This is a genomic window from Weissella paramesenteroides, from assembly GCF_051903945.1.
In the GTDB taxonomy this organism is placed as follows: domain Bacteria; phylum Bacillota; class Bacilli; order Lactobacillales; family Lactobacillaceae; genus Weissella; species Weissella paramesenteroides_A.
In genome coordinates, this window is record NZ_CP192268.1 from 114,220 (window position 1) to 140,375 (window position 26,156).

Annotated in this window: 20 protein-coding genes; 18 read left to right on the forward strand and 2 right to left on the reverse strand. The window is 39.0% G+C overall.

Annotated elements, in window-relative coordinates:
• Positions 1-179 precede the first annotated feature (179 nt).
• The 5 genes from ACQ4QH_RS00575 (at position 180) to ACQ4QH_RS00595 (ending at position 5,214) form a co-directional block, all read left to right on the forward strand.
• Positions 180-827: an ABC transporter ATP-binding protein gene (locus ACQ4QH_RS00575; protein WP_439818892.1), complete on the forward strand. Its 648-nt coding sequence runs from the start codon at positions 180-182 to the stop codon at positions 825-827.
• Positions 820-1,581 (forward strand): ABC transporter permease, encoded by a 762-nt coding sequence (locus tag ACQ4QH_RS00580; RefSeq protein WP_439818893.1) that lies wholly within the window; start codon positions 820-822, stop codon positions 1,579-1,581. The genes ACQ4QH_RS00575 and ACQ4QH_RS00580 overlap by 8 nt, the downstream gene beginning before the upstream one ends.
• A 195-nt stretch (positions 1,582-1,776) precedes the next feature.
• On the forward strand, positions 1,777-3,561 hold the full coding sequence (locus tag ACQ4QH_RS00585) for a heavy metal translocating P-type ATPase (RefSeq protein ID WP_439819489.1): 1,785 nt from the start codon (positions 1,777-1,779) through the stop codon (positions 3,559-3,561).
• Between the two features lie 236 nt (positions 3,562-3,797).
• Positions 3,798-4,442, forward strand: coding sequence for a cyclic di-AMP binding protein CbpA (cbpA, locus tag ACQ4QH_RS00590; RefSeq protein WP_330155565.1), 645 nt, complete (start codon positions 3,798-3,800; stop codon positions 4,440-4,442).
• A 61-nt stretch (positions 4,443-4,503) separates the two neighbouring features.
• Positions 4,504-5,214, forward strand: coding sequence for a TatD family hydrolase (locus tag ACQ4QH_RS00595; protein WP_439818894.1), 711 nt, complete (start codon positions 4,504-4,506; stop codon positions 5,212-5,214).
• A gap of 270 nt (positions 5,215-5,484) precedes the next feature.
• On the opposite strand, the gene ACQ4QH_RS00600 is transcribed toward ACQ4QH_RS00595, so the two are convergent.
• Entirely contained in the window at positions 5,485-6,972 is a 1,488-nt protein-coding gene (locus ACQ4QH_RS00600) for a hypothetical protein (RefSeq protein ID WP_439818895.1), read from the reverse strand.
• A gap of 286 nt (positions 6,973-7,258) precedes the next feature.
• Between ACQ4QH_RS00600 and ACQ4QH_RS00605 the strand changes: the two genes are divergently transcribed.
• Entirely contained in the window at positions 7,259-7,435 is a 177-nt protein-coding gene (locus ACQ4QH_RS00605) for an SDR family NAD(P)-dependent oxidoreductase (RefSeq protein ID WP_439818896.1), read from the forward strand.
• 155 nt (positions 7,436-7,590) lie between these two features.
• Here ACQ4QH_RS00605 and ACQ4QH_RS00610 read toward each other — a convergent pair whose 3' ends face one another.
• Positions 7,591-8,193: a TetR/AcrR family transcriptional regulator gene (locus ACQ4QH_RS00610; RefSeq protein ID WP_439818897.1), complete on the reverse strand. Its 603-nt coding sequence runs from the start codon at positions 8,191-8,193 to the stop codon at positions 7,591-7,593.
• A gap of 134 nt (positions 8,194-8,327) precedes the next feature.
• Between ACQ4QH_RS00610 and ACQ4QH_RS00615 the strand changes: the two genes are divergently transcribed.
• The 12 genes from ACQ4QH_RS00615 (at position 8,328) to ftsH (ending at position 26,131) form a co-directional block, all read left to right on the forward strand.
• Entirely contained in the window at positions 8,328-10,847 is a 2,520-nt protein-coding gene (locus tag ACQ4QH_RS00615) for a YhgE/Pip family protein (RefSeq protein WP_439818898.1), read from the forward strand.
• Positions 10,848-11,079: 232 nt separating this feature from the next.
• On the forward strand, positions 11,080-12,525 hold the full coding sequence (locus ACQ4QH_RS00620; RefSeq protein WP_439818899.1) for a catalase: 1,446 nt from the start codon (positions 11,080-11,082) through the stop codon (positions 12,523-12,525).
• Between the two features lie 195 nt (positions 12,526-12,720).
• A complete protein-coding gene (locus ACQ4QH_RS00625) occupies positions 12,721-13,680 on the forward strand; it encodes a TerC family protein (protein ID WP_439818900.1) in 960 nt (319 codons plus the stop codon).
• A 150-nt stretch (positions 13,681-13,830) separates the two neighbouring features.
• Positions 13,831-15,411, forward strand: coding sequence for an amidase family protein (locus tag ACQ4QH_RS00630; RefSeq protein ID WP_439818901.1), 1,581 nt, complete (start codon positions 13,831-13,833; stop codon positions 15,409-15,411).
• A 140-nt stretch (positions 15,412-15,551) separates the two neighbouring features.
• Positions 15,552-16,118, forward strand: coding sequence for an aminoacyl-tRNA hydrolase (gene pth / locus ACQ4QH_RS00635; RefSeq protein ID WP_439818902.1), 567 nt, complete (start codon positions 15,552-15,554; stop codon positions 16,116-16,118).
• Between the two features lie 17 nt (positions 16,119-16,135).
• Complete coding sequence (mfd, locus tag ACQ4QH_RS00640) at positions 16,136-19,636, forward strand: transcription-repair coupling factor (protein WP_439818903.1); 3,501 nt, start codon at positions 16,136-16,138, stop codon at positions 19,634-19,636.
• Between the two features lie 4 nt (positions 19,637-19,640).
• Positions 19,641-21,239 (forward strand): polysaccharide biosynthesis protein, encoded by a 1,599-nt coding sequence (locus ACQ4QH_RS00645; RefSeq protein WP_439818904.1) that lies wholly within the window; start codon positions 19,641-19,643, stop codon positions 21,237-21,239.
• Entirely contained in the window at positions 21,230-21,508 is a 279-nt protein-coding gene (locus tag ACQ4QH_RS00650; protein WP_439818905.1) for an RNA-binding S4 domain-containing protein, read from the forward strand. Before ACQ4QH_RS00645 ends, ACQ4QH_RS00650 begins: the two co-directional genes overlap by 10 nt.
• A 137-nt stretch (positions 21,509-21,645) precedes the next feature.
• Positions 21,646-22,017, forward strand: coding sequence for an FtsB family cell division protein (locus ACQ4QH_RS00655; protein WP_330155575.1), 372 nt, complete (start codon positions 21,646-21,648; stop codon positions 22,015-22,017).
• Positions 22,018-22,305: 288 nt separating this feature from the next.
• Positions 22,306-23,280: a tRNA lysidine(34) synthetase TilS gene (gene tilS, locus ACQ4QH_RS00660; RefSeq protein WP_439818906.1), complete on the forward strand. Its 975-nt coding sequence runs from the start codon at positions 22,306-22,308 to the stop codon at positions 23,278-23,280.
• Between the two features lie 106 nt (positions 23,281-23,386).
• Positions 23,387-23,983: a hypoxanthine phosphoribosyltransferase gene (gene hpt, locus ACQ4QH_RS00665; protein ID WP_002829140.1), complete on the forward strand. Its 597-nt coding sequence runs from the start codon at positions 23,387-23,389 to the stop codon at positions 23,981-23,983.
• A gap of 78 nt (positions 23,984-24,061) precedes the next feature.
• Positions 24,062-26,131, forward strand: coding sequence for an ATP-dependent zinc metalloprotease FtsH (ftsH, locus tag ACQ4QH_RS00670; protein ID WP_439818907.1), 2,070 nt, complete (start codon positions 24,062-24,064; stop codon positions 26,129-26,131).
• The last annotated feature ends 25 nt before the right edge of the window (positions 26,132-26,156 follow it).

The window sequence follows — 26,156 nt, forward strand, 5'->3', positions numbered from 1 at the left end:
GTATTTCAGATAAAGTAGTTATGTGGCATAACTAATTGGTAAATAAACGATTATATAGTAAAAGTGGCTGATTTATTTAAAAATCAGTCGGCTTGTTTATTTGCGCTCGCCTTATATGTTATTCATTGTAGGTCTGATATATAATGAGGTGAATTAATGAGGATGTTGGGAGGGAATCGATGGCCATTTTAGATTTGCAAAAAGTCGGGTTTGAGGTAGACGGTAAGGAATTACTAAAAGACATTACATTACAAGTACAAGCAGGTGATTGGCTGACGATTGAAGGACCTTCAGGATCTGGTAAAAGCCTATTACTAAAATTAATTGCTAGTTTATTAACGCCAACTACAGGAAACATCTATTTTAATGGTCAGAACCAAACCACATTTAATAAAGTTGATTACCGAAAGCAAATATCGTATTGTTTTCAGCAACCTAGTTTATTTGGTCAAACGGTGAAGGATAACCTGTTATTTCCATTTGCTATCAGAAATATTGCGTTTGATGAGCAACGGGCGATAACAGCTTTAGATAATGTCGATTTGCCCAAAGAATTTTTAGAGAAAGAAATCAAAACCTTATCAGGTGGTCAAAAACAACGGGTAGCGCTCATTCGTAATTTGTTATTTCCACCAAAAATTTTGTTACTTGATGAAATAACAACGGGATTAGATGCACAAACAAAAGATATTGTGAATCACTTACTTGTTGGGTATCAGAATGAAGGAATGACGATGTTATCTGTTACGCATGATGAGCGTGAAATTTCAGAAGCAGATCATCTTATTAGAATTGTGTCAGGAAGGATGGCGGAGAGTCATGAATAGTGATTTACTAGTAAGTCCAACGGCACTAATGTTTGCGATCATTTTGGTGGTTATTGCGTTACTTATTAACTTACGTGAAAAAATTGGTCTTGAAAAGGATATGTTGATTGGCGTATTCCGAGCCGTTGTGCAATTAGTCGTTGTAGGTTATGTCTTAACTTATGTGATTAAAATTAATCAATATTGGCTAACCTTATTGATGATTTTAATCATTATATTTAATGCGGCTGCTAATGCCCGTAAACGTGCGCATAACATGCCATACGGTTTTTGGATCAGCTTATTTGCCATCAGTATTTCAACGGGTGTGACTTTGGTGTTACTTATTCTAACTGGGGTCATTAAATTCATTCCAAGTCAAATGGTGCCTATTTCAGGCATGATTGCAAGTAACGTGATGATTGCTATCGGATTAGCCTACCGAAGTATGTATGAAAATTTTAATGATCAGCGGCAGGCGGTTTTAGAGAAATTAGCATTGGGCGCAACTGCCAAACAGGCGTCGATTGAAATTGTGCGTCGCGCAATCAGAACGAGTTTATCACCAACAATTGATTCGGCAAAAACGGTTGGACTTGTTAGCCTGCCAGGGATGATGTCAGGATTGATTTTTGCTGGTGTCGACCCGACAAAAGCAATTATGTACCAAATTATGGTAACGTTTATGCTTTTAGCTTCAACAAGTATTGGTAGTGTTATTGCTTGTTACCTAATGTATCCACAATACTATAATAAAGATTTACAATTACTATAAAAGAATATTGCTCATTTAAAGGGCTGTCGTTAATCTATATAGACGACAGCCCTTTCGCTTACAATTAATAAACAATTTTATATTTAATGATATAAAAATAAAGTGCAAATATTCACAATATTTGCATGTTTGATATATAATAATATTAGGCAATGGTTATGTTATGAAGCATATGTGCAAGAGGGAGGCCATATGATGAGACATCTTGGGAAACTGATTAGTATATTTGTGATTGCAGCTATTGCGGTACTTTTTCAGTTTGGTCTGCAACAACCGCAGTGGGCCCAATTGTTGATTTCATTAACAGGGTTAGTGCTTGCCATTTCAATGTTTATCGAGATGGTTAAAACATTAATGTCTGGAAAATATGGGGTTGATTTACTGGCGATTACAGCAATTATTGCAACCCTGGCTGTTGGTGAGTATTGGTCAGCAATGATTATTTTATTGATGTTAGTTGGTGGTGATACTCTTGAAGATTACGCTGCCAAAAAGGCAAATTCAGAACTAAAGGCTCTATTGGAAAATTCCCCACAATATGCCCATCGAATCGAGAATGGTCATCCAGTTGAGATAGGTGTTGAAGATGTGAATATTGGCGATAAGTTATTAGTAAAACCCAAAGAACAAGTACCGGTTGATGGTCATATTTTACGTGGTAGTACAATGTTTGATGAATCCTCATTGACAGGAGAATCTGTGCCAGTTCAAAAAGATGTTGGTGATGAAATATTATCAGGATCGATTAACGGGGATGATGCCATTACAATGTATGCTGATAAGTCGAGTAATGATAGTCAGTACCAGCGTTTAATTGCATTAGTGCGAGAATCAGAAGCACAACCAGCCCATTTTGTTCGTCTGGCTGATCGTTATGCAGTCCCCTTCACCTTGATTGCTTATGTTATTGCGGGTATCGCATGGTACGTGGCGCAAGACCCAATCCGCTTTGCTGAAGTGTTGGTCGTTGCTTCACCATGTCCATTGATTTTAGCAGCACCAGTTGCGATGGTATCAGGAATGAGTCGTTCATCCCGTAATGGAATTGTTGTTGAGACCGGGGATGTTCTAGAAAAATTGGCGCAGGCGAAGACCTTTGCCTTTGATAAAACAGGGACGATTACGCAAGGCGTCTTGCAAGTTAACCAAGTTCTAGTGGCAGAGGGTAATGGTAAAGATGAATTACTTCGTTTAGCAGCGAGTTTGGAACAGAATTCTAGTCACATTTTAGCCAGGTCACTAGTTAATTATGTACGTGCACAGGGGTTGACACTTGAAATGCTGGATGATGTAAAGGAAGTGACTGGGAACGGGTTAATCGCTAAGTATCAAGGATATACTGTGAAAGTTGGTAAGCGAAGTTTCGTTGCCGAAGATGTGCCAACGAAAGTGCAGGGGCAAACAGCTATCTACGTTAGTCTCGATGATCATTATTTCGGGCACATTACTTTTAATGATCAAATTCGTCCAGAAGCAGCCAAAACCATGCAAGCTTTGTTAAAGCGGCAGGCACATATTTTGATGTTGACCGGTGATAAAAAAGAGACAGCACAGAAAATAGCATCTCAAGCAGGCATTAAAGATGTACATGCAGAGTTGTTACCTGATGAAAAAATTCGATTTATTCAAGATACACCAGAAAATGAAAAACCAATTGTTATGGTTGGCGATGGTGTTAATGATGCACCAGCATTAGCGATAGCAGATGTTGGGATTGCTATGGGGGCCCATGGTGCGACAGCAGCGAGCGAGACAGCCACAGTTGTTATTTTAAAGGACGATCTCTCACGGGTTGCCAAGTCAGTAGAAGTTGCTGCTGATACAATGAAAGTTGCCCGACAGGCAGTATTAATTGGTATTGTTATTTGTACAGTACTCATGTTAATTGCTAGTTTTGGTTTCTTGCCACCACTGTTTGGCGCATTACTGCAGGAAGTTGTGGATACAGTGTCTATCTTATGGGCATTGAAGGCACGTTAAGGACATTTTAAAAACAGAGAGCGTTTAAAAATCGGTAATTCTCCAATTCTAATTGGTAATTGCCGATTTTTTTATATGAATTATAGACTACTTTAAATCATGAGTGTGATAATAATAAAGACCCTAATTTTCTCATTTAATGTGAATTTTAGGTTACGATTACCAGAAAACAGTGCAGTAGTAAAGGTTTCGTGGTATTATAATTAGATTAGAAACTAAGGATAGGAGTTGTCTAAATGCTAGCGACATTGGTAAAATCTCGAGATGTGTTAACAACACTCAGTGAAAATGCAACACTTCAAGATGCATTAGATATCTTTGATCATTCCGGATTTCGGGCTATTCCTATTTTGGATGAAAGTGGACAATTGTTTCGCGGGGCTATTTATAAGCTACATATATATCACCACATTATTGAAGGCGGTACTTTGGATGTGCCGGTTACCAGTTATATGCGGAATATGACAAAATTTGTACGTGTGGAAGCAACCTTTTATGAAGCATTTTTTACGCTAAAAGATTTGCCATTTGTTTCAGTATTGGATAAAGATAACCATTTTATGGGCATTCTGACACATAGTCGTATGATGAGATTATTAGCGGATTCTTGGGCAACGAATAAGGGTCGGTATAGTTTAACGTTAGTATCAGACGGTGAGCGTGGTAGCCTGGAAAAGGCAGCCCATATCATTTCACGATATACAACGATTTCATCAGCAATGACTTTGGATCCAGATAGAAATCCACGGACAACCCGGCTTTTGTTTACATTGCCAGATACGGTTAGTGAAGGATCGTTATCAAAAATCATCAAAATTTTATCTAGAAAAGGCTACCACTTGGAGTCATTAGAGGATCTATCACAGTCATCATATATGTGATGAGTTACGATTATAGCGGTCGGCAAATTTGCCTGACCGCTTTTTGTATAGAGGGGAATATATGTTAATTGACATGCATAGTCATAGTGATGGTGACGTTACTTTTATCGAAGAACAGCAACGGGCACACATTGCCACTATTTTAAATGCAACGACGAGTGCGGAATTTCATTTTAATGAAATGTATGCGGATAGCCACCAGTTACTAAGTTATGGCATTCATCCATGGGAAACACAACGACAGCGGGTGGATGAGCAGTTATTGTCGCAAGTGGCAATTATTGGCGAGATTGGATTGGATACTGTATGGACGGATGTCCCATTGGCAGTGCAACGACCAGTTTTTTTGCAACAACTGCATATGGCGAATGACCTTCATCGCCCGGTTATTTTACATACAAAAGGTTGTGAATCCGAAATTTTAAGTGATATTAATGAATTGCCTGATTTGACAGTGTTAGTACACTGGTATTCATCCGCAAAGTTACAAGCAGCATACATTGCGCGTCTGAACAGTTATTTTTCAATTGGACCAGATGTTCTAACTGATGAAGTGGTACAAACTTTTGCGCAGAAAGTGCCACTATCGCAGTTATTTATTGAATCAGATGGGTTGGAGAGCTTTCAGTGGGCTTTAAAAAGAGATGTTCATGTTAATGAATATGCAGGAATGCTAAAACAGGTTTATCAGAAAGTGGCCGATTTGCGAGCAATGTCAGTGACACAGCTAGAAATGCAAATCGAAAAAAATTGGCACCATTTGTTTAGTTAGTTATGATGGTTGTCTAGACGTTGGGAAATAACTAGCCGTTATAAACTGAAAAGGGAGAACAATCTACCTAAATCAAATAGATAGATTGTTCTCCCTTAAACGCGTTCCAAAATTCTGAAGCCTCAATGTAACGCAATTTACGCCATTCCTGTCCTGCGCTTTGCTACGGACAAAAATGACGAAAATTACGTTACACACCGGCTTCAAAACGACTTTTGTCTTGCTCTCTTAAACGTGTTTCAAAAGACTCAAGCCATACTGTAACGCTCTCTAGTTAAAAGGTGTTGTCACAGGAGAGTATAGCTTTTCTAAGGCGCCATCACCATTTAATGAATTAAAGTATGTTTCAAAGGCTGCCCAACGATGTGGATACATGGTTTGGATTGCTTGAATATCGTAGGGGTTACCCAAACTAGAAATGACTAGCTGCGTAAATTCTGCAAATCCTTCATCATTGTTAGAAGAACCATAATCAGAGACAGCATCGGCGTCGGCTTTAACAGCATCTGTCCAGGCTTGTGTGTGTGAATAATCGTCTGAATTAGCATCATTAAACGATAAACTGTGGCCAAGTTCGTGGGCACCGGTCATCGCAATTTGACCATTTTGTGGTAAGAAATTCATACGAATAGCCATCATATCTTTGCTGGTGTTAAAGGTGTTTGCACCATTATTTGTTTGGAAAACGTTGGTAATGTATTGCCTAAATTCATATGGAATAACGGCGTAAGCTTTCGCAACTTGTTCTGCTTCATCAGCTTGTGTTGTATAAACATTAATTGTTTGTTGTGGCTGTCTTGTGAGTGAATTATTTAACGTTACAGCTGTCCGGTAACCTTTTACACTACCGTCCGTAGCATATTCAGAATAGGTTGTTTTTTTAGATTTAGATAATTTATAGGTTGTGGAATAACCAGTTGCATCGGCATTAACGCCACGATTGACTTCTGGTGAGCCATCATTACTTAATACTTTGCGCAATGCAGTCGCTTGATTGCTGGCGGATTCGCTAAAAAATTCATCAGTAGCAATCCCTTTCAATACACCACGCATGTGTGCTGAGCGAGAAGAAGTTGCAGACGTATAGTTGAATAGACCAGTCTGTTCATCCTGGCTTAATGACTTAAAACCATCAGTTGTAAATACTCTGGCAACATTGTCCATTGTTTGAGGATCTAGTTCCCAATAAGCTGTCTTATTATGATTAGCGGAAGAAATAACTGAAGTTTGACTACCATCTTGAGCTAAATAGTGACCAGTATCAGCATTTTTGATTAAGTAGACGTTTTTTTGACCATTAACTTTGCTAGCAGGAACGGATTGTAATTCCCATTGATTATCTGTAACGGTTTTATCGTCCGTTGTTTCAGAGAAACCAATTTTGCTATAACCATTACCAGTCAACAACTGGTGGTTATTGTTATTAGTCAATTGATAATGGCCTGAAGTGATGTAGTTTCCTGTCCATAAAGATTGTGAATCTGCACTAGGTTGATTGGTGATAGTAGGAGAATTTGATTCATTACTTAGGTATTGATTGGATTGATAGTTTTTTAAATAGAAGTTTGAAGCTAGTAAATGTGTGTTGGCTAATCCTGTTGGATCGAGTAAATTTACTAATTGTGAATTAGCGTTCGAGTCTGCTTGCACCGTGGCGGCGTTTAAATATGTCAGTCCTGAATTAAGCACGATACCACCAGATATCAAACTTATTGTAATCCCTGAATATATGAATATTTTTTTGCTAAATAAGTGCATGAAAAATCCGCCTTTTTATATCATTTGAACTCAATGGGTTTTATTGTAAAATATTTTATTCACAAATGCTAATCACGAAAAACGTTAAATCGTTACTTTTTTAGGGTATTGTAAGTTACAAAAACCGTGACAATGCGATTTAAAAGTTACAAAAAAATTACAAAATAATTTGTGGATTTGCCAAAATAAGTAAATGTATTCTTGAAAGGTGTAATATTAGCGGGCTAATTTATTAGAGAATATAATAATAAACAAGGAGGAGTACGAGAAAAAGGAGGGAATTAAAATGGGACGTTTAGATGACAAAGTTGCAATGATTACAGGTGCCGCACGTGGACAAGGTGCGCCTGAAGCAGAATTATTTGTGAAGGAAGGCGCAAAAGTCGTCATTACTGATATGCTTGAAAATGAAATTAAACAAGTGGCAGACACATTAAACGCACAATTTGGGGATGTTGCCTGAGGCTTTAAACAGAATGTTTAAAATTAAAAACTTAGAACGTATTAAATAAAGTGTGTTTCAAGAGGAACATAGTTAAAGGCCGTCAATCTAACAAAATGGTCAGATTGGCGGCCTTGTTATATATACAATGCGTTGTTTGTTGTGGCTTTCTATGATTAATCAAATGAAATCAAATCATGGGGTGCCATAAAACGGCTACGCATTAAAATGTCAGCTAGTTCTTCAGGTGATTCTGGATTTTCTTTGTCGATCCAGTGCCGAACAATATTTAAAATGCTGTTAATTGCAATTTCTTTAGTGTAATCGATGGGGATTGCAGCGGAAAAATGGCCAGCATTTTTTTCGAGTTGCATAGTAAAAAGATGATCAACAACGTCTTTTATCTGTGAAAAAAATTGGGGATCACCATTTGCTGAAAATAATGCATGCATGGTTTCACGTTCACCATCTACATATTCAAGTGCTTGATTAAATACACGATAAGTTGCCCCAGACCTATCATGGGTTGAATCATTACTTAATGGTTCTTTGAGATTATCTTTCAAAGCATTTGTAATGTTCATGATCAATTCGTCTTCTATTTTCGATAGTAATTCATATTTATCCGTATAATGTACGTAAAATGTACCACGACTAACCTGGGCATCGCGTGTGATGTCAGATACCGTGATATTAGTAAAGCCCTTTGATTCAATCAACTGGATAAAAGACTTTTTGATATTTTGTTGTGTTCTTGCGTTACGTTCTGCTTGTCTCATAATTTATGCTCCATTTATTAAACAACGTGTTAAAAATTGTCTATTGCACTAACTCCCTAATAGCATTAATATAATGCACATAGATAAATTATTCAACAAGTTGTTCAATAATTTTTTCAGGAGGAGAGTGTACAATGCTAAAGTCAGAGTGGCAGTGGCTAAAAGGTCATAAATTTTATATGTTAGTCATTTTTGTATTGTTTTTTGTACCATCTATATATGCAGTTACCTTTTTAGGATCATTGTGGAATCCTTATGGCGAAGTGAGTAAGTTACCAGTAGCAGTGGTTAACAAAGATCAGACAGTTACTTACCAGGGTAAGAAGCTAGAGGTTGGTCATGATTTAAAAAATGAATTAGAGAAATCTGATGCGATGAATTTTAAATTTCCATCAGAAAAGGCTGCTAAAAAAGGATTGGCAGATGGTAAATACTATACTGTCATTACTATTCCAAAGAATTTTTCAGCAAATGCAACGACATTATTAGACAAAAAACCAAAGCAAATGAAGCTAAAATATGAAACAAGTTCTGGTCATAGTTTCATTGCGGGTAAATTATCTGAATCAGGTGCAAAACAAATTGGTAATCAAATTTCTGGGAAAGTTACTAAGATATATACCAAGACGATTTTTAAAGAAATGCAACGGGCAGGCGCTGGTATGACAAAGGCAGGCGCAGCCAATAAAAAGCTGGCAGATGGTGCCAATACCTTAAAATCAGGTAGTGATCAAGTTACTACTAATCTTGAAAAATTAGCAGCTAGTTCATTAACTTTTGAAGATGGTGCCCAAACATTAACTCAGGGATTAGGACAATATACGACTGCAGTTGGTACAGCTAGTGATGGTAGTGCACAATTAGCCAATGGGTTGAATCAGATGAATCAGCAAGCACCAACACTGATTAATGGTATTAATCAATTAAGTCAGGGTACACAACAATATACTGCTGCAGTTGGTACAGCAGCAAATGGTAGCCAGACATTGTCAACAGGATTAAATCAGTTAAATCAGCAAATACCGACTTTTGCTAATGGAGTCACGAAGCTTAATGATGGCTTATCACAGTTGAATAAAGAAATGGTTGATAATGATGTGAAGGGCAACTTGACGAAAGTACAAAAAGAAGTTGCGGCATTATCTAGCGTTGTGGATGACACGAAAACAGCATTACCAGATAATCAAACCATTAACAATCAATTCAACACACTACAATCGGATTTAAAGGCTTTGGCAAAGGCTAATGCAGCTGATAAGGATGCACTTTCAAACAACGTGAATGCCGCTATGCAAGAAGCAGGGATTAACATTACTGCAGCACAAAAGGCAAAATTTGTGCAAGCATTGGCAAGCAAACAAAGTGACACCCAAACTGCCCAAGTATTAGCGACAATGACTGAACATGCAGCAGCGCTACAATCAAATGTGACGCAATTGGAACAGGTTGCACAGAAACATCAAGCAACTTTGACAGAGTTAGCACAAACGGCTAATAATACAGATTTGCATCAAGTCAACAATCAATTAATTGAAATGGAAAAGTTGCCTGACGCTGTTTCACAGTTAGCGGCTGGTTCGCAACAACTTAATGATAAAGTGCCCACTGTGCAAAAAGCAGTCGGACAGTTAGCTGGTGGTGCCCAAACATTAAGTAGTGGTTTGCAAACGCTGCAGGGAAAGTCAGCAACGTTAAATAATGGTGTTGCAACATTACAATCTGGTGCTCAAACATTAAGTGGTGGTGTTAGTCAACTTTCTAGCGGGGCGCAAACATTAAACAATGGTTTGCAGACTCTATCTGGTATGAGTGGTCAGTTAAATAGTGGGGCTAATCAACTTGTTAGTGGTGCTGGACAAATTAGCAACGGTTCTGGGCAATTAGCTAGTGCAGCCAAACAAATGGGACCAGCATTATCAGAAATGAATGCTGGTAATACTACGCTTGCCACACAATTAAGCAAAGCTGGTAAACAAGCAGATCAATTAAAGGGTACAAAGGGCACGCTCAAACAGATGGCAACACCAACGACGGTATCTCATACAGAGAAGGATCGAGTACCTAATAATGGAACCGGTATGATTCCATATATGTTCTCTGTTGGTATGTTTGTTGGGATGATGGCACTTAACCTTATGCTGGATATGGTTTCTCCACGAGGGAAAGTATCGTCACTAGGCGCTTGGTTTGGGTCAAAGATGTTAATTCTCTTTGGCATTGCTACGATGACAGCACTGACACTTTATGCGTTAAGTGACTGGGTACTTGGCATGAATCCTGTTAACTCGGGACAGACATTACTATTTATGCTATTGACCAGCTATGTTGATGCAGCATTAGTTACAGCCATTTATATGTGGTTTGGCAAGGCAGGAGCGTTTGTTTCGATGGTGCTACTAGTCTTACAACTTAGTGTCGCAGCTGGAACCTACCCAATAGAACTTTCAAATAAGTTCTATCAGTGGTTGCACCCACTTGTACCCATGACTTATACAGTAAGTGGGTTACGTGAGACAATCATGATTGGTGGTTCGATAGCAACAGAAGTGATGGTATTGGCTAGTGTGGGTATTGTGTCGATTTTGGCAATGTTCATCTACTTTGTTGTTCATTTGCATAATTTTCGTGTCCTTAAAGGTATGCAAGCAGATTAATTAGGATAAAGATTTTTAGTTTGATTTTAGAGCCGGTCAGAAAAGTTTATGGACTTTTCTGACCGGCTCTATTTTTCAATAAAAATAGTACAATTAATAAGCTTGTTATATAAATCACATTGATATAAAAAAACAGTATATTTGCATAATAATAGATTGACAGTATAATTAATTGTGTAGATTTGTATAATCTATATTTTGGTTGACAGATGAATTATGAATGGGGGAAATGATGACCAATAAATTAACAACACAAGCAGGACAGCCATGGGCTAATAATCAACACAGTTTAACAGCAGGAGAACGGGGTCCGGTCCTGATGCAGGACTACCAATTATTGGAAAAGTTAGCGCATTTTGATCGCGAACGTATCCCTGAGCGTGTCGTCCACGCAAAAGGTGCTGGTGCTAAAGGTGTATTTAAATTAACCCATGATATGAGTCAATTTACTAAAGCCAATTTGTTCAATGGGGAGAACAAAGAGACACCACTTGCTGTTCGCTTTTCATCCGTAGCGGGTGAATCTGGGTACCCAGATACCATTCGTGATGTACATGGCTTCTCAGTGAAATTTTATACAGAAGAAGGCAATTACGATATTGTTGGTAACAACACACCAGTCTTTTTTATCAATGACCCATTAAAGTTTCCGGATTTTATTCATTCACAAAAACGCGATCCGCGAACTCATAAACGTGATGTCAACATGCAGTTTGACTTCTGGGCACATTCACCAGAATCAATTCACCAAGTGACCTATTTAATGGGTGATCGTGGTAATCCAACCAGCTTTCGTACGATGAATGGATATGGGAGTCACACATACAAGTGGGTTAATGCTGAGGGTGAACAATTTTGGGTGAAATATCACTTTATTAGTAACCAAGGTGTGTCAAATATGTCTAATGAGCTTGCCGCTAAATTAGCGAGTGAAGATACTGACTATCTGCAGAATGAAATGTTTAATGCCATTGAGGATGGTGACTACCCTTCATGGACACTTTCGGTACAGATTATTCCTTATCAAGAAGGTCTTGATTATAAGTACGATATTTTTGATGTAACGAAAACAGTGTCGCACAAGGATTACCCACTTCACGAAGTTGGAGTCATGACATTGAATGCTAATCCTGATAATTACTTTGAAGACGTTGAGGAAATTGCTTTTTCTCCTGCCAACTTAGTACCAGGTATTGAGCCTTCAATGGATAAATTGTTGCAAGGACGTTTGTTCTCATACAAGGATGCAGCTCGGTATCGTTTAGGTGCTAATTTTGAGCAATTAAAGGCTAATCGCCCTCGTAATGAGGTTCATAATTATGCACGTGATGGATTTATGGCGCAAAACCAAAATGGTAGTGTTAATTACGAACCAAATAGTCAGGGTGGTCCGGTTGAGGATCCGCATACATCAATAACAGGTGATATGTTCCAAGGCATGACGGGTGCATTTGAACCTTATGATACTGATTATTATTCAGCAGCTGGTCGTTTGTATAACATTATGTCTGAAGATGAGAAACAACGTCTAATAGAGACATTTAAGAGTAACCTAGGTACAATCGATAGTCTTGAGAATAAGCAGTTGATGGTACAACAAATGGCTCGCGCTGATACGGATTATGGTAAACGTGTGGCTGAAGCCATTGGTGTTAACATTGATGATATAGATATTTAATTTATTTTAATCATAGTATGGGTTTCAGTTTTCTGGAGCACGTTTAAGGGTATTAATCTTCAAATTGGTGGATTGATGCCCTTTTTAAGGCTTAATTAGTCTATGAATGGACAACATATAGACACTCCTGATACAATTGTCTGCTAGGATAGTCTGATAGATAATTGTATTGATATAAAAAAGGAAGCGTACTTAATGGAAGTTAGTATATGGGTTTGGATTGGTTTTTTTCTATTCGTTATTGCGATGTTGGCATTAGATTTAGGTGTTTTGAACAAGAAAGAAGAAGTGCCAACATTTAAGAAATCTCTTTTGCAGACAGCAATGTGGATTGTGTTAGCTTTTATTTTTGCAGCAGGTATTTGGTATTTCGAGGGAAGTGGCCATGCCATCGACTTTGTTACTGGTTATTTGCTAGAAGAATCGCTAAGTATGGATAATTTATTTATCTTTATCTTAGTTTTTGGATTCTTTGGTATTGAGGCACGTTACCAGCATAGAGTGTTGTTCTGGGGAATATTTGGGGCAATTGTCATGCGGGTGCTCTTTATTCTTGGTGGTGCAGCATTATTGCACAAGTTTGAATGGTTAATGTACCTTTTTGGCATTTTCTTAGTTTATACCGGAATAAATATGCTGTTTGATAAAGGTAAGGATAAAGATTTAAATGATAGCAAAATGATTCAAGGTTTGCGAAAAATCCTACCAGTTAAAGATGATGTTAGCAAACCACATTTTATGGTGAAAGAAAATGGTAAATGGTTTGTGACACCCTTTCTAATTGCTTTAATTTTTATTGAATTTTCAGATATTTTATTTGCAGTTGATTCAATACCAGCTGTATTGGCAGTTACGCAAGATACGTTTATTGTTGTGACATCAAATATTTTTGCAGTTTTGGGACTAAGATCATTATTCTTTGCGCTATCAAAACTATTACCAATGTTTCGGTACATCAAATATGCTTTGGCACTCATTTTGGCCTTTATTGGTGCGAAAATGTTGATTAATGAAGCAGGCAAGATGATGGACTGGCAGTTTGAGATAACAAATATTGCTTCACTCATCGTAATTGTGAGTTTGCTTGCAATTGCAATTGTTGCATCAATTGCACGAACCCGCTGGGAAGATGCTCACGGGACACAAATGAAATAATCGATAAAAAGCGTATCTTTCCAGGTACGCTTTTTATAATTTCTCATTAATAGAATATATATGACAGGTAGCGTAAAATAATAGTAGATATCGTTGTTAAAAATCTAGTAATCATGTGCATGATAAAAGCTTGAGCTTTGGGGGCGTAAAGTGAATCGGGAACAGAAGATAAAAATTGGGGCTGCTTTGGCATTATTAGCAGGGGGAATTGGCTACTTTTCGCGGCAATTAATTGTACACGCAAATGGGAAGACTTTACAACATAAGCATGCAAAAGACTATGGGATGTCATATTTTAAATACCAGCATGCTGCTGCAAGTGATTTAGCACAATTAATTCGTAGTGGTGAGGTAACCAGTCAACAACTAATTAAGCATGCAGTTGCGCGGATCAGAGCAGACAATCCACAATTAAATGCGGTCATTAGTTTACGTGAATCCGCTGCTTTGCGAGAAGCAGATAAATTGGTAGATACTGGTCAGCCTTTCTATGGTGTGCCTATTTTAATAAAGGGATTAGGACAACAACTTAAGGGAGAATCTAATACTAGAGGTCTGAAAAATTTAAAGAAACAGAAAGCGACAGAAACGAGTGATTTCGTAAAGCAGTTACAAGCACTTGGATTCATTATTATTGGTCAGACAAATTATCCGGAATTAGGTTTGATTAACATCACTGCTTCAAAGTTAAACGGTGTGGCGCATAATCCTTGGCGGTTAAATCGTAATACCGGTGGTTCGTCAGGAGGAGCAGTTGCTAGTGTCGCTGCAGATTTTGTACCCATAGCGACAGGAAATGATGCAGGGGGATCTTTGCGTATTCCAGCATCATTTACTGGTGTGATTGGTTTAAAACCGACGCAAGGTGCTATCATAGGGGATGATACAGCTCCTTCATCGGTTAACTTTGCTAATGCACGATATATTTCTGATTTACAAACTTATTTCATGGGGATGAAGAATGTAGAATACCCTGAGCTGATAAAAGATGCACCGGTTGACTTGAAACAGATGACAATTGCCTATTCTGTAAAGTCCCCAGTGGGAACTAAAGTTAGCAAAGATGCTGTTAGAGCAGTTAAACAAGCAGTTAGGTTCTTACGGGATCAAGGTTATACTGTGGTAAAGAAAGATGCACCGGTTGATGGTGAAAAGTTGATGAAAATGTACTATACAGCATCAACCGCAACAGGCACTGACGCGAATAAAAAAATTGCAGCTGAAACTGGGAAACCAATGAAGTTTCGTGATGTTTCGCCAATGACATGGGCCCTCTATCAGGCAGACAAAAAACAGACAAAAGAGAGTGATCAATTTGTTGCTGATGAGATGGCTGAAGTTAACCGACAGATGACGGCATTCCATAAAGACTATCCAATTTATTTAACACCAACAACTGCGACAGTGGCACCTAAGAATAGTGATCCAGCTTATTTACCAAAATATGTTAAGCGACTAAAGCATATTCAAAAATTAAGCCATGAGGATCAGATTCAATTAATTTACGATGCGTGGCTACATGGTTTATCGAAAACACCATTCACACAATTAGCCAATATATCTGGCGAACCGGCGCTAAGCTTACCAACATATGTTACAAAGCGTGGCTTGCCAATAGGTGTGCAAGTGCAGGCGGCTAAGGGACATGATCAAATGTTGTTACAATTAGGGAAAGTATTTCAAGATAGTGGTCAGTTGCAATCACTTGATGACTACCAAGCTCAAAAATAAAAGACTTAGGACTATTAAATCAGGGTAATTTGGTTTAGAATTTATAATCATTAAGAAAATAAATAATGCACAAGGGTGGGGACTAATTGGTCTCGACCCATTTCGTGCGTTAGTGACGTAAAAAGTGAGGCAAAAGAAAAATGAAAATGATTGTTGGCTTGGGAAATATTGGCAAAGAATATGATCAAACACGCCACAATGTTGGGTTTATGACAGTGGATGCATTGGCAGATAAGTACCAAGCCACATTTAAACAAGATGGCGCCCATCATGCTTTTGTAGCTGATGTACGCATCAATAATGAAAAGGTCTTGTTAGTTAAACCAACCACGTATATGAATGATTCAGGGCAGGCAGTGCGTCCACTAGTTGATTATTACAAGTTAGACCTAGCGGACCTACTCGTTGTGCAGGATGATATGGATATGGACCTTGGCCGATTACGTTTACGACAGAAGGGCTCTGCTGGGGGTCATAATGGGATCAAAAGCATTGCTAATCAATTAAGTACACAAAAATTTAATCGTTTGAAATTTGGTATTGGCCATCCAGCACATGTTCATCAAGCAGTTGTCGATTATGTATTAGGACGATTTGGAAAGGACGAACAGCCTGACTTGCTGGCGGGATTAGATAAAGCAGTCGAAATTTTTGAAAACTTTGCTGCTGGTAAAGACATGCCAATGCTGATGAATCAGTTTAATTAAAGGGATAAAAATACATTATGCAACTAACTGAACTTTTACAACAGGATAAAGCTTTACAGGAGTTAGCCACTGGGTTGACTAAGGGTGGTCGTCATTTGATGACGGGAATTTCTGGCACTGCCCGTACGGTTTATTTAGCAGCGTTACAGCAACGAACTCAGCAACCAATGGTGATTGTGTCAGATAGTCAATTTCATGCCGATCAATTAGCAGAAGATTTACAAGCTTTGTTGGGTAACGAACATGTGGCGGTTTTTCCTGCTGAAGAAAGTTTAGCAGCTGAAATGGCAGTGACATCGTTAGATACTCGTTTGGCACGTGTTAGTGCTTTGCATCTATTATTAACGGATCCACAAGCTGTTGTGGTAACTGGTATTGCGGGGGCACAACGTTATTTGCCACCCGTTAAAAAGTTTCAACAAGCACAATTGACGATTGATTTTGATCATGAGTATGAGCTAAAAGACTTAGAAATTAGACTACATCAAATGGGTTATCACCGAAATACCACGGTCGAACAACCTGGTGAATTTGCAATTCGTGGTTCAATTGTTGATGTATACCCATTGGATGCAGACTATCCAGTTAGATTAGATTTTTTTGATACTGAATTAGATTCAATGCGTTCATTTGATGCTGAAAATCAGCGTAGTATTGAAAATATTGACTCATTGACTATTTTGCCAGCGACTGACTTAGTTTTGAGTGACGATGAACGTCAAAAAGCAAAAACACAACTTGAGTTGGCGATGACGAAACAACGCGATCAATTGACTGGCGCAGAGAAACGTCATTTGACTGAAGCGATAACGCCATTATTAACTACACTAACAGATGGACAAATTTTGCCAGAAATAAGGGCATATTTACATATGCTGTATCCAGATGCTGCCAGTCTTTTTGACTATCTGCCAGCAAAGGGCATTGTTGTATTCGATGATTATCCGCGTGCCGTTGAAAATGCGGCGCAAATGCGATTAGATGATACCAACTGGTGGGCTGAGAAACTTGATAAACAACAAGTTTTGACAGTAGCGGATTTTGGCTGGTCGTTGACGGATCAAGCACGTGATGTCCAACAAGCAAGCTTAATCTTCTCGCCACTACAACGGGGAATTGGGCAATTACGGCAAACTAGCTTAACCAATGTTACACTACGTCCAACACAACAATTTTTTGGTCAGATGCCCTTGTTGAAAGGTGAGGTGACGCGGTGGCAAAAACAAAATATGACCGTAATTTTTTTGACTAATTCAGATGATCGACAAATTAAATTAGTTCAAACCCTAAATGACTTTGGCATTAAAGTAAATCAAGTGCCTGTTGACGGTTTAGCAACAGGTCGTACGCAGTTAGCAACATTACCACTAAGTGCGGGATTTGAGTTACCAATGCAAAAATTAGTGGTGTTAACTGAAAAAGAGTTGTTCCAACAGGTCCGTAAACGGGCCCCAAAACGTCAAACACTGTCAAATGCGGAACGTATTAAGAGCTATAATGAGCTGAAACCAGGCGATTACGTTGTGCATGTTAATCATGGGATTGGTATCTATGAAGGCATGCAAACAATTGAAAATCGGGGTGTTAAGCAAGACTATATTACGATAGCTTATCAAAAGGGAGATAAGCTATTTATTCCAGTAACACAGCTTGATTTGGTACAAAAATATGTTGGTGCAGCTGAAAAGGCCCCCAAAATCAATAAAATGGGTGGCACTGAATGGCAACGTGCAAAGGCGAAAGTTGCCAAAAAAGTTGAGGACATTGCGGACGATCTCTTGGCTTTGTATGCGGAACGTGAAATTAAGCAAGGGTACGCCTTTGCACCAGATGATGAGGCAATGCATCGCTTTGAAGAAGCATTTCCGTATCCTGAAACACCAGACCAAATGCGTTCGGTCAAGGAAATTAAAGCAGATATGGAAAAGTCGCGCCCAATGGATCGTTTACTGGTGGGTGATGTTGGCTTTGGTAAAACTGAAGTTGCCATGCGAGCAGCGTTTAAAGCCGCTCACGAGGGTAAACAAGTGGCCATGTTGGTACCAACTACTATTTTGGCACAGCAACATTACGATTCATTCCTTAACCGTTTTGAAGGTACCGATTTAAAAATTGCTTGGATGTCTCGTTTTCAAACAAAAAAACAAATGACAGAAATCAAGACGGGTTTGAAGAATCATACAATCGATATTGTTATTGGTACACACAGTTTATTAGCCAAAGATGTGGCGTTCGGTGATTTAGGTTTATTGATTATTGATGAGGAACAACGTTTTGGGGTAAAGCATAAGGAGCGGCTAAAAAGTTTGCAGACAAATGTAGACGTCTTAACGCTGACAGCGACGCCGATTCCACGTACGCTGAATATGGCAATGGTTGGTGTGCGTGATCTATCAGTGATTGAAACACCACCAGCCAATCGTTATCCAATTCAAACGTATGTGATGGAACAAAATGGACGGGTCATTGCAAATGCCATCGAACGTGAAATGGCACGTGGTGGTCAAACTTTCTATCTTCATAATCGGGTAGCGGATATTGAAAAAGTTACGGGCATGATTCAAAGTTTAGTTCCTGAGGCACAGGTTGCATATATTCATGGCCAAATGACTGAAACACAAATGGAAGGTATTTTGGTCGACTTTATCAATGGCGAATATGATGTTTTAGTTACCACAACAATTATTGAAACCGGGGTAGATATTCCAAATGCTAATACATTGTTTGTTGAAAATGCGGACTATATGGGATTAGCGCAATTGTATCAGTTACGAGGTCGTGTGGGTCGTTCAAATAATGTCGCTTATGCATATTTTACCTATCCAGGTACGCGTTCGCTTAATGAAGAAAGTGAAAAGCGACTAACGGCTATTCGTGATTTTACAGAACTGGGTTCGGGCTTTAAAATTGCCATGAGAGATTTGTCAATTCGTGGAGCAGGAGACTTACTTGGTCAATCACAGCATGGGTTTATCAATGCTGTTGGTTATGATTTATATACTCAAATGCTACAGGAGGCAGTTGCTGCTAAACAAGGTAAGAAACAAAAACGTTTTGATTCAGAATTAGACTTACAGGTCGAAGCCTATTTGCCAGCTGACTATGTGGCAGATGGACCACAAAAAATTGACTTATACCAACGTATTCGTAAAGCAACAAAGGCTGAACAATTTGCTGAAATTACAGATGATTTGGTTGATCGATTTGGTGATATACCAGCAGCTACCAATCGTTTATTAACGGTTTCACAGTTAAAAGCAATTGCTGATCAGGTGGGGGTTGCTCAAATTAAGCGGACGGTTAATCAACCGATGATTGTAACCATTCGTTTTGATAAGCAAGCTAAGATAACTCGTGAGCAAGTCCAACAAGCAATGGCTGATACGAAAACTCGTGGTCAGATTAAAGTGAATGACCCCGTGCTATTTGCGATGGCCATTCAGCCAAAGCAAACAGATGATGAGTGGCTGCAAAGCTTAATAAAGTTTTTGTCAGCATTATTGCCAAAAAAGGATTAGGAATATGAGTAAAAGTAGTCAAAATTTAATGGCCGGTGCTGGTATTTTGACATTGGCTGGTATTATTGCCAAAATTCTCAGTGCTGTTTATCGCATTCCTTTTCAGAATTTAGTTGGTAATACAGGCTTTTATGTATATCAACAGGTTTATCCGATATATGGCATTGGGGTGGTGTTGGCCTTAAGCGGCTGGCCGTTATTTATTTCAAAAATCATTACGGAACAACCTGATAATGAACGTAAACAGTTGGTGGCGCGACGCTTATTTTGGTTACTCTTTATCATCAGCTTCTTTTTATTCATTTTTGTTTATGGTGGCGCTCCTTTGATAGCAACTGGGATGGGAAATGATTTGAAGTTGATTCCTGTGATCAGAGCGGTTGCTTGGATGTTTTGGTTCATGCCATTTTTGGCAGTAGGTCGTGGTTTTGCACAAGGCCAATTGAATATGGTGCCGACTGCTATCTCACAAGTGATTGAACAGATAGTTCGTGTTGGGATTATTATTGGTGTGGCCTGGTGGGGTATTCATGCCGGTTGGTCCGTTTACAAGATTGGTTCTTGGGCGACTGCAGCCGCTGCAGTCGCAGCACTGCTAGCAACTTTATATATTAGTCGTACCATTAAGCTCGTTTGGCAAACACCGATTACTAAGCCTGTTAAAAAAGAGCGTACAATCGGGTGGATCCGTATTTTCCAGCGCCTGTGGTCAGAGGGCAATCTTTTGGCTATGTTAACGGGTCTGTTAATTTTATTGCAGTTGGTAGATTCGTTTTCGACTAAAGGGCTACTTGAAGTCAATGGCATGAGCTCACAGGCTGCCGAGTATGCGAAAGGGGTTTACGACCGTGGGCAACCATTGGTTCAATTGGGGATGGTTCTAGCAACAGCAGTTAGTACCTCTTTACTACCAGTATTGCGTTCTCACGCTGTTCGAAAAGAAGATGGCGACTTTATACACGACTTTCAAATGATGCTACGGCTATCATTGATTTTATCGAGTGTTGCCACAGTTGGTTTAATAGCGGTCATGCCCGCAGCTAACCAAGTGCTGTTTAGCACGCGAGAAGGTAGCCAAGCGTTAATGATTTTTGTTTTAACGATTATTCCAGCAACCCTAATTTTGATTATCACGAGTGTTTTACAGAGTTTAGACTATACGCGTGGCGTTAGCTGGTTTGTATTGTTAACGATGATTGTTAAGTATATTTTGAATATGATGTTTATTCCACAATTTGGCATTGTGGGTGCATCATTGGCAACTTTATTAGCCTTAGTACCAATGTTATATTTTGTCTTACATCGTTTGCCGAAAAAATTGCGACGACAATGGCACACCCAAAATTGGTGGTACAAGTTAGTGGCAACATTGCTGGTCGTTTTACTAACCGCTGGATTATGGGGATGGGCGAGTGACAAATTGATTGGATCATCTCGAATGGCTAGTTTATTTTCGCTGATTACTTCAGCGTTAATTGGTATAATAATGTTTATAGTGATGATTTGGCGTTTACGTCTGTTGTCAAAGGAAGAGTGGTATGCGCTACCAAAAGGGTACAAAATCTACCACTTCTTAGAACGGAAGGAAAATTCATGCGATTAGATAAATATTTAAAGGTATCACGCTTGATTAAGCGACGCTCAGTAGCAAAAGATATTTCAGACCAAGGGCGTATTGATATTAATGGTAAAACTGCAAAATCATCTAGTGATGTTAAGGCTGGTGATGAATTAACGATTCGTTTTGGTAACAAGACATCAGTTATTGCAGTAGAACGCATTGTTGAGACAACAAAAAAGAATGAAGCTGAGCATATGTATAGTATTGTTTCAGAGTCATATGCACAAAATTTTGACGCTGACGTAAAATAAAATAACGCTCCGTTATTTTTTTATATGAAAATGTTAAGAAATGATAATGAGAGTTAGAAAAATTTAATTCCTGAGGTAAAGTTAGAGTAATTAAATTATAAGCAGATTTAGGTGAATGACCGGAAAGGTGATTAGTGATGCGTAGAACAACTGAACAATCAAATATACGGCCACTAAATGCTGCCGGCAAGCATCATATAGCGATTGAAGCACAACAAGCGAAATATGCGCGTTATATTCATTTGCGTCGCCGTTTTCTTCTAGGTGTTTTTATGATTATTGTAGCTGTTGTGGCTATGGTAAATTTTCATAAACAATATGTAAAATACACCACTACCTCGGCTGGGTTAACTGAAACCAGCAAGACATTATCAACTGCAAAGGCATCACATTCAGATTTAAAACAAGAAGTAAAAGATTTAGGTGATAATAGCTATTTGGAAAAATTGGTTCGTGAGAAGTATATGTATACAAAAAATGGCGAAACTGTTTTTAATATTCCAGATTAGCAATTAACAAATTAACTGATAAAAGCCAGGACGTTTTGTCCTGGCTTTTATTGTCTGAAAATAACCTTACACCCCGGATTCAAACCGCGTTGGGTTACACTCTGTCTAAACGTGCTCCAAAAAGCTGAATCCTCAATGTAACGCAATTTACACTATTCCTGTCCTGCGCGTTGCTCCGGCCACAAATAGTGCAAACTACGTTACACCCGGATTCAAACCGCGTTTTGTCACACTCTGTCTTTTTAGCATATAATAAAGTTAGTCCAAAAAAGGAGTCAGTGTATAGGAATGCAACCTAGAGTTTTACGAGCTAACTTAATTCGCCATCTTCGTGAACAACAGTTGTTTGATGCCACCGATCACGTGTTGGTCGCTGTATCAGGCGGGCAAGATTCATTACGATTATTAAGATGGCTAACTGCAGGTGATTTGCCTAAAGATCTGCAACCACAAGTTAGTGCTATCTACATTAATCATCAACTGCGTTCTGATGCGCAACAGGAAGAAGAATTAGTCAGGAAAGTGTTTGCGAATACGCCACACTTACAATCGGCAACCATACGAAAATTAGATTGGTCAGAGGTGCCAACTGTTTCAGTAGAAGAAAAGGCACGTGAAAAAAGGTATAGTGTGATGTTTTCAGTTGCTGAGCAAGTTGGCGCAAACAGTATTGTGACCGCACATCATCGCAATGATCAAGTTGAGACAATTTTATATAAATTAGCGCGCGGAAGCCGGTTAGAGCAGTTAACTGGAATGCCAGAAAAACAAACACTTACCAATGGCTTGAAGCTTGTACGACCGTTTTTAAGCCTTTCTAAGTTAGAATTAAAGGATTTGGTTAAGGAACCTGTGCAAGAATGGATTGACGATTATACAAATAATGATCAGCAATATGCACGTAATCGACTAAGAAATGCGGTTATTCCTGACCTACAGCACATAAATAAACAAGCCGTGAACCATATTATTGATTTTGCGGAACAATTAACAGCTTTACAGGCATTGGCGGGTCCGCAAATTAAGCAGTATGTGGCAGAGTTAGAAGCGGGCACATTAAATTGGAAATTACCAACGGAACAATTATTACTAGTCCTACAACAATGGTTACAAAAGCAAGAATTGTTTGACGTTAAAGATCGACAGTTGCGACAGATAATTCAACTAATGAGAAATAAGAATGTCGCTACTGGCAGTGTTCAGTTAAATGACTATAAACAGCTCAAAAGGGATCATCAATGGTTAAGATTGGTGAAAAGTTAAAACTTTTTCAGTTCTTTTAGTTATTGACTAAACATTTAGGGTTAAACATGGTATTCTTAAATCTATGTAACAGTAGGGGAATTAAGATTTAGGAGATTAACAAAACATGAACCAGCCGGACATGAATAATGATATCGAACGGGTATTGTATAGCGAGGCAGATATTGCAAAAGCTGCCAAACGAGTTGGCGAACAATTAGCTGCTGACTATCAAGGACGGACACCAATTATTCTATCAGTACTGAAGGGTGCTGTTTTGTGGACAGTTGATGTGATGCGTCATATGCAATATGCAGAAGTCGAGTTTATCGATGTTTCTAGTTATAATGGTGGTATTTCATCATCAGGTAATGTGGATTTGGTAACAGATTTACAGACTGATATTAATGGACGTGACATTATTATTATGGAAGATATTGTTGATACAGGTCGGTCACTGAAGTTCATGATTGAGTTACTAAAGAATCGTGGTGCAAAATCAGTAAAAACGGCTAGTCTATTAGATAAAAAAGATGGACGAGTTGTTGAAGCAACTGTTGATTATGTTGGTTTTGACGTACCAAAGGCCTTTGTGGTAGGGTATGGACTGGATTACAAACAGTTATATCGTAATCTACCATATGTAGGGGTTTTGAAGCGTGAAGTTTATGATCCACAACATGCTGATATTGTTGACACGGTGGATATCACACCAAATCACTAATTTAAACTGAAAAATTAATTAGTAAGATCGTACATAATATAAGATAGTAACTGCTATTGCTATCTATAGGAGGAATTGATGAAAAACCAACGAAACGGAAATTTTGTCCGAAATAGTTTGTTTTACGTAATCGTAGTCCTCGGTATTATGGGGTTGATATATTGGGTAGCCGGGCCCACACAGACCTCAAATACTAAGACTATCTCTACGTCAACATTTATGACGGAGTTACGTGACAAAAAGATTGATAAAGTCACGATTCAACCTGGCGATGGAGTTTACAACGTTAAGGGTGAGTATACAAAAGCGCAATCAAGTAAAAGTTCTAGCAATAATGATGCCTTTACAGCATTGTTAGGTGGTGGTCAATCAGGTAAGGCAACTTCCTTTGAGACCAAATTGGTTGGTAGTGATACCGTTATTGCAAACGTACAAAAAGTTGCCGAAAAGGCAGATACGGATATCACCACAAAACCTCAGCCTACTAATTTCTGGGGAACATTTCTTGTCACTATTTTACCGCTGATCTTGATGGTTGGTTTGTTCTACCTAATGATGGGTGGTATGAACCAAGGTGGTCAAGGTGGCCGTGGCAATATGATGGGGATTGGTAAGTCAAAGGCTAAGCCAGCCGACCCATCAGAAAACAAAAAACGCTTTGCTGATGTGGCAGGTGCTGAAGAAGAAAAGCAAGAGTTGGTCGAAGTTGTTGAATTCTTAAAGGATCCAAAGAAGTTCCTTAAGTTGGGTGCTCGTATACCATCTGGTGTGCTTCTAGAGGGCCCTCCTGGAACTGGTAAAACTTTACTAGCTAAGGCTGTTGCTGGTGAAGCTGGCGTACCATTCTTCTCAATTTCTGGTTCTGACTTCGTTGAGATGTTCGTTGGTGTTGGAGCAAGTCGTGTTCGTGATTTGTTCGAAAATGCCAAGAAGGCGGCACCGTCAATTATCTTTATTGATGAAATTGATGCGGTCGGACGTCAACGTGGTAATGGTATGGGCGGAGGTCACGATGAACGTGAGCAAACGCTGAACCAAATGTTGGTTGAAATGGATGGATTCGAAGGTAATGAAGGTGTTATCGTCATGGCGGCAACAAACCGTTCTGATGTGCTTGATCCAGCATTGCTTCGTCCAGGTCGTTTTGATCGTAAGATTTTGGTTGGTCGCCCTGATATTAAGGGTCGTGAGGCAATCCTGAAGGTTCATGCAAAGAATAAGCCGTTAGACTCAAGTGTTGACTTGAAGGAAATTGCTAAGCAAACGCCTGGATTCGTTGGAGCTGACTTGGAGAATTTGCTGAACGAAGCTGCTTTATTGGCTGCTCGTCAGAATAACAATACAATTACAGGTAAAGATTTGGATGAGGCTGAAGATCGTGTCATTGCTGGTCCAGCAAAGAAGGATCGTGTTGTTTCAGCTAAAGAACGTAAGACAGTTGCTTACCACGAAGCTGGACATGCTATTGTCGGTCTTGTATTAAACGAGGCACGTGTTGTGCATAAGGTAACAATTGTTCCTCGTGGTCGTGCTGGCGGTTATGCAATCATGTTACCTCGTGAAGATCAAATGTTGATGAGTAAGACGGACGCTATGGATCAGGTTGCTGGTTTAATGGGTGGTCGTGCTGCTGAAGTATTGATATTTAATCAACAGTCTTCAGGAGCCTCAAACGACTTTGAGCAAGCGACAGGTATTGCCCGTGCAATGGTTACGCAATATGGTATGTCTGATAAGCTTGGTATGGTCCAGTTAGAGAAAGATGGCGGTCAACAATATGGTCAACCATTATACTCAGATACGACGTCACGTTTAGTTGACGAAGAAGTACGTCGTATTACAACTGAGGGTTACGATACAGCCCGTGATATTATTACTAAGTATAAGGACAAGCATGAAGCCATTGCGCAAGCTTTGCTAGAGCACGAGACGTTGGATGAGAAACAAATTTTGAGTTTGTTCAACACTGGTAAGATGCCAGACCAAGCAGATTCTAAGGTTGATGAATCAACACCAATGTCATATGAGCAAGCTAAGAAAGCTGCAAATGACAAATTGACTGAAGATGTTGCGTCTGAAAAGGCGGTTGCTTCAGAGTCATTGACACCTGACGATGATTCATCAGATAACGATGATGATCGTGCTTAATGTTTGATAAATAGGTAGTATCAAA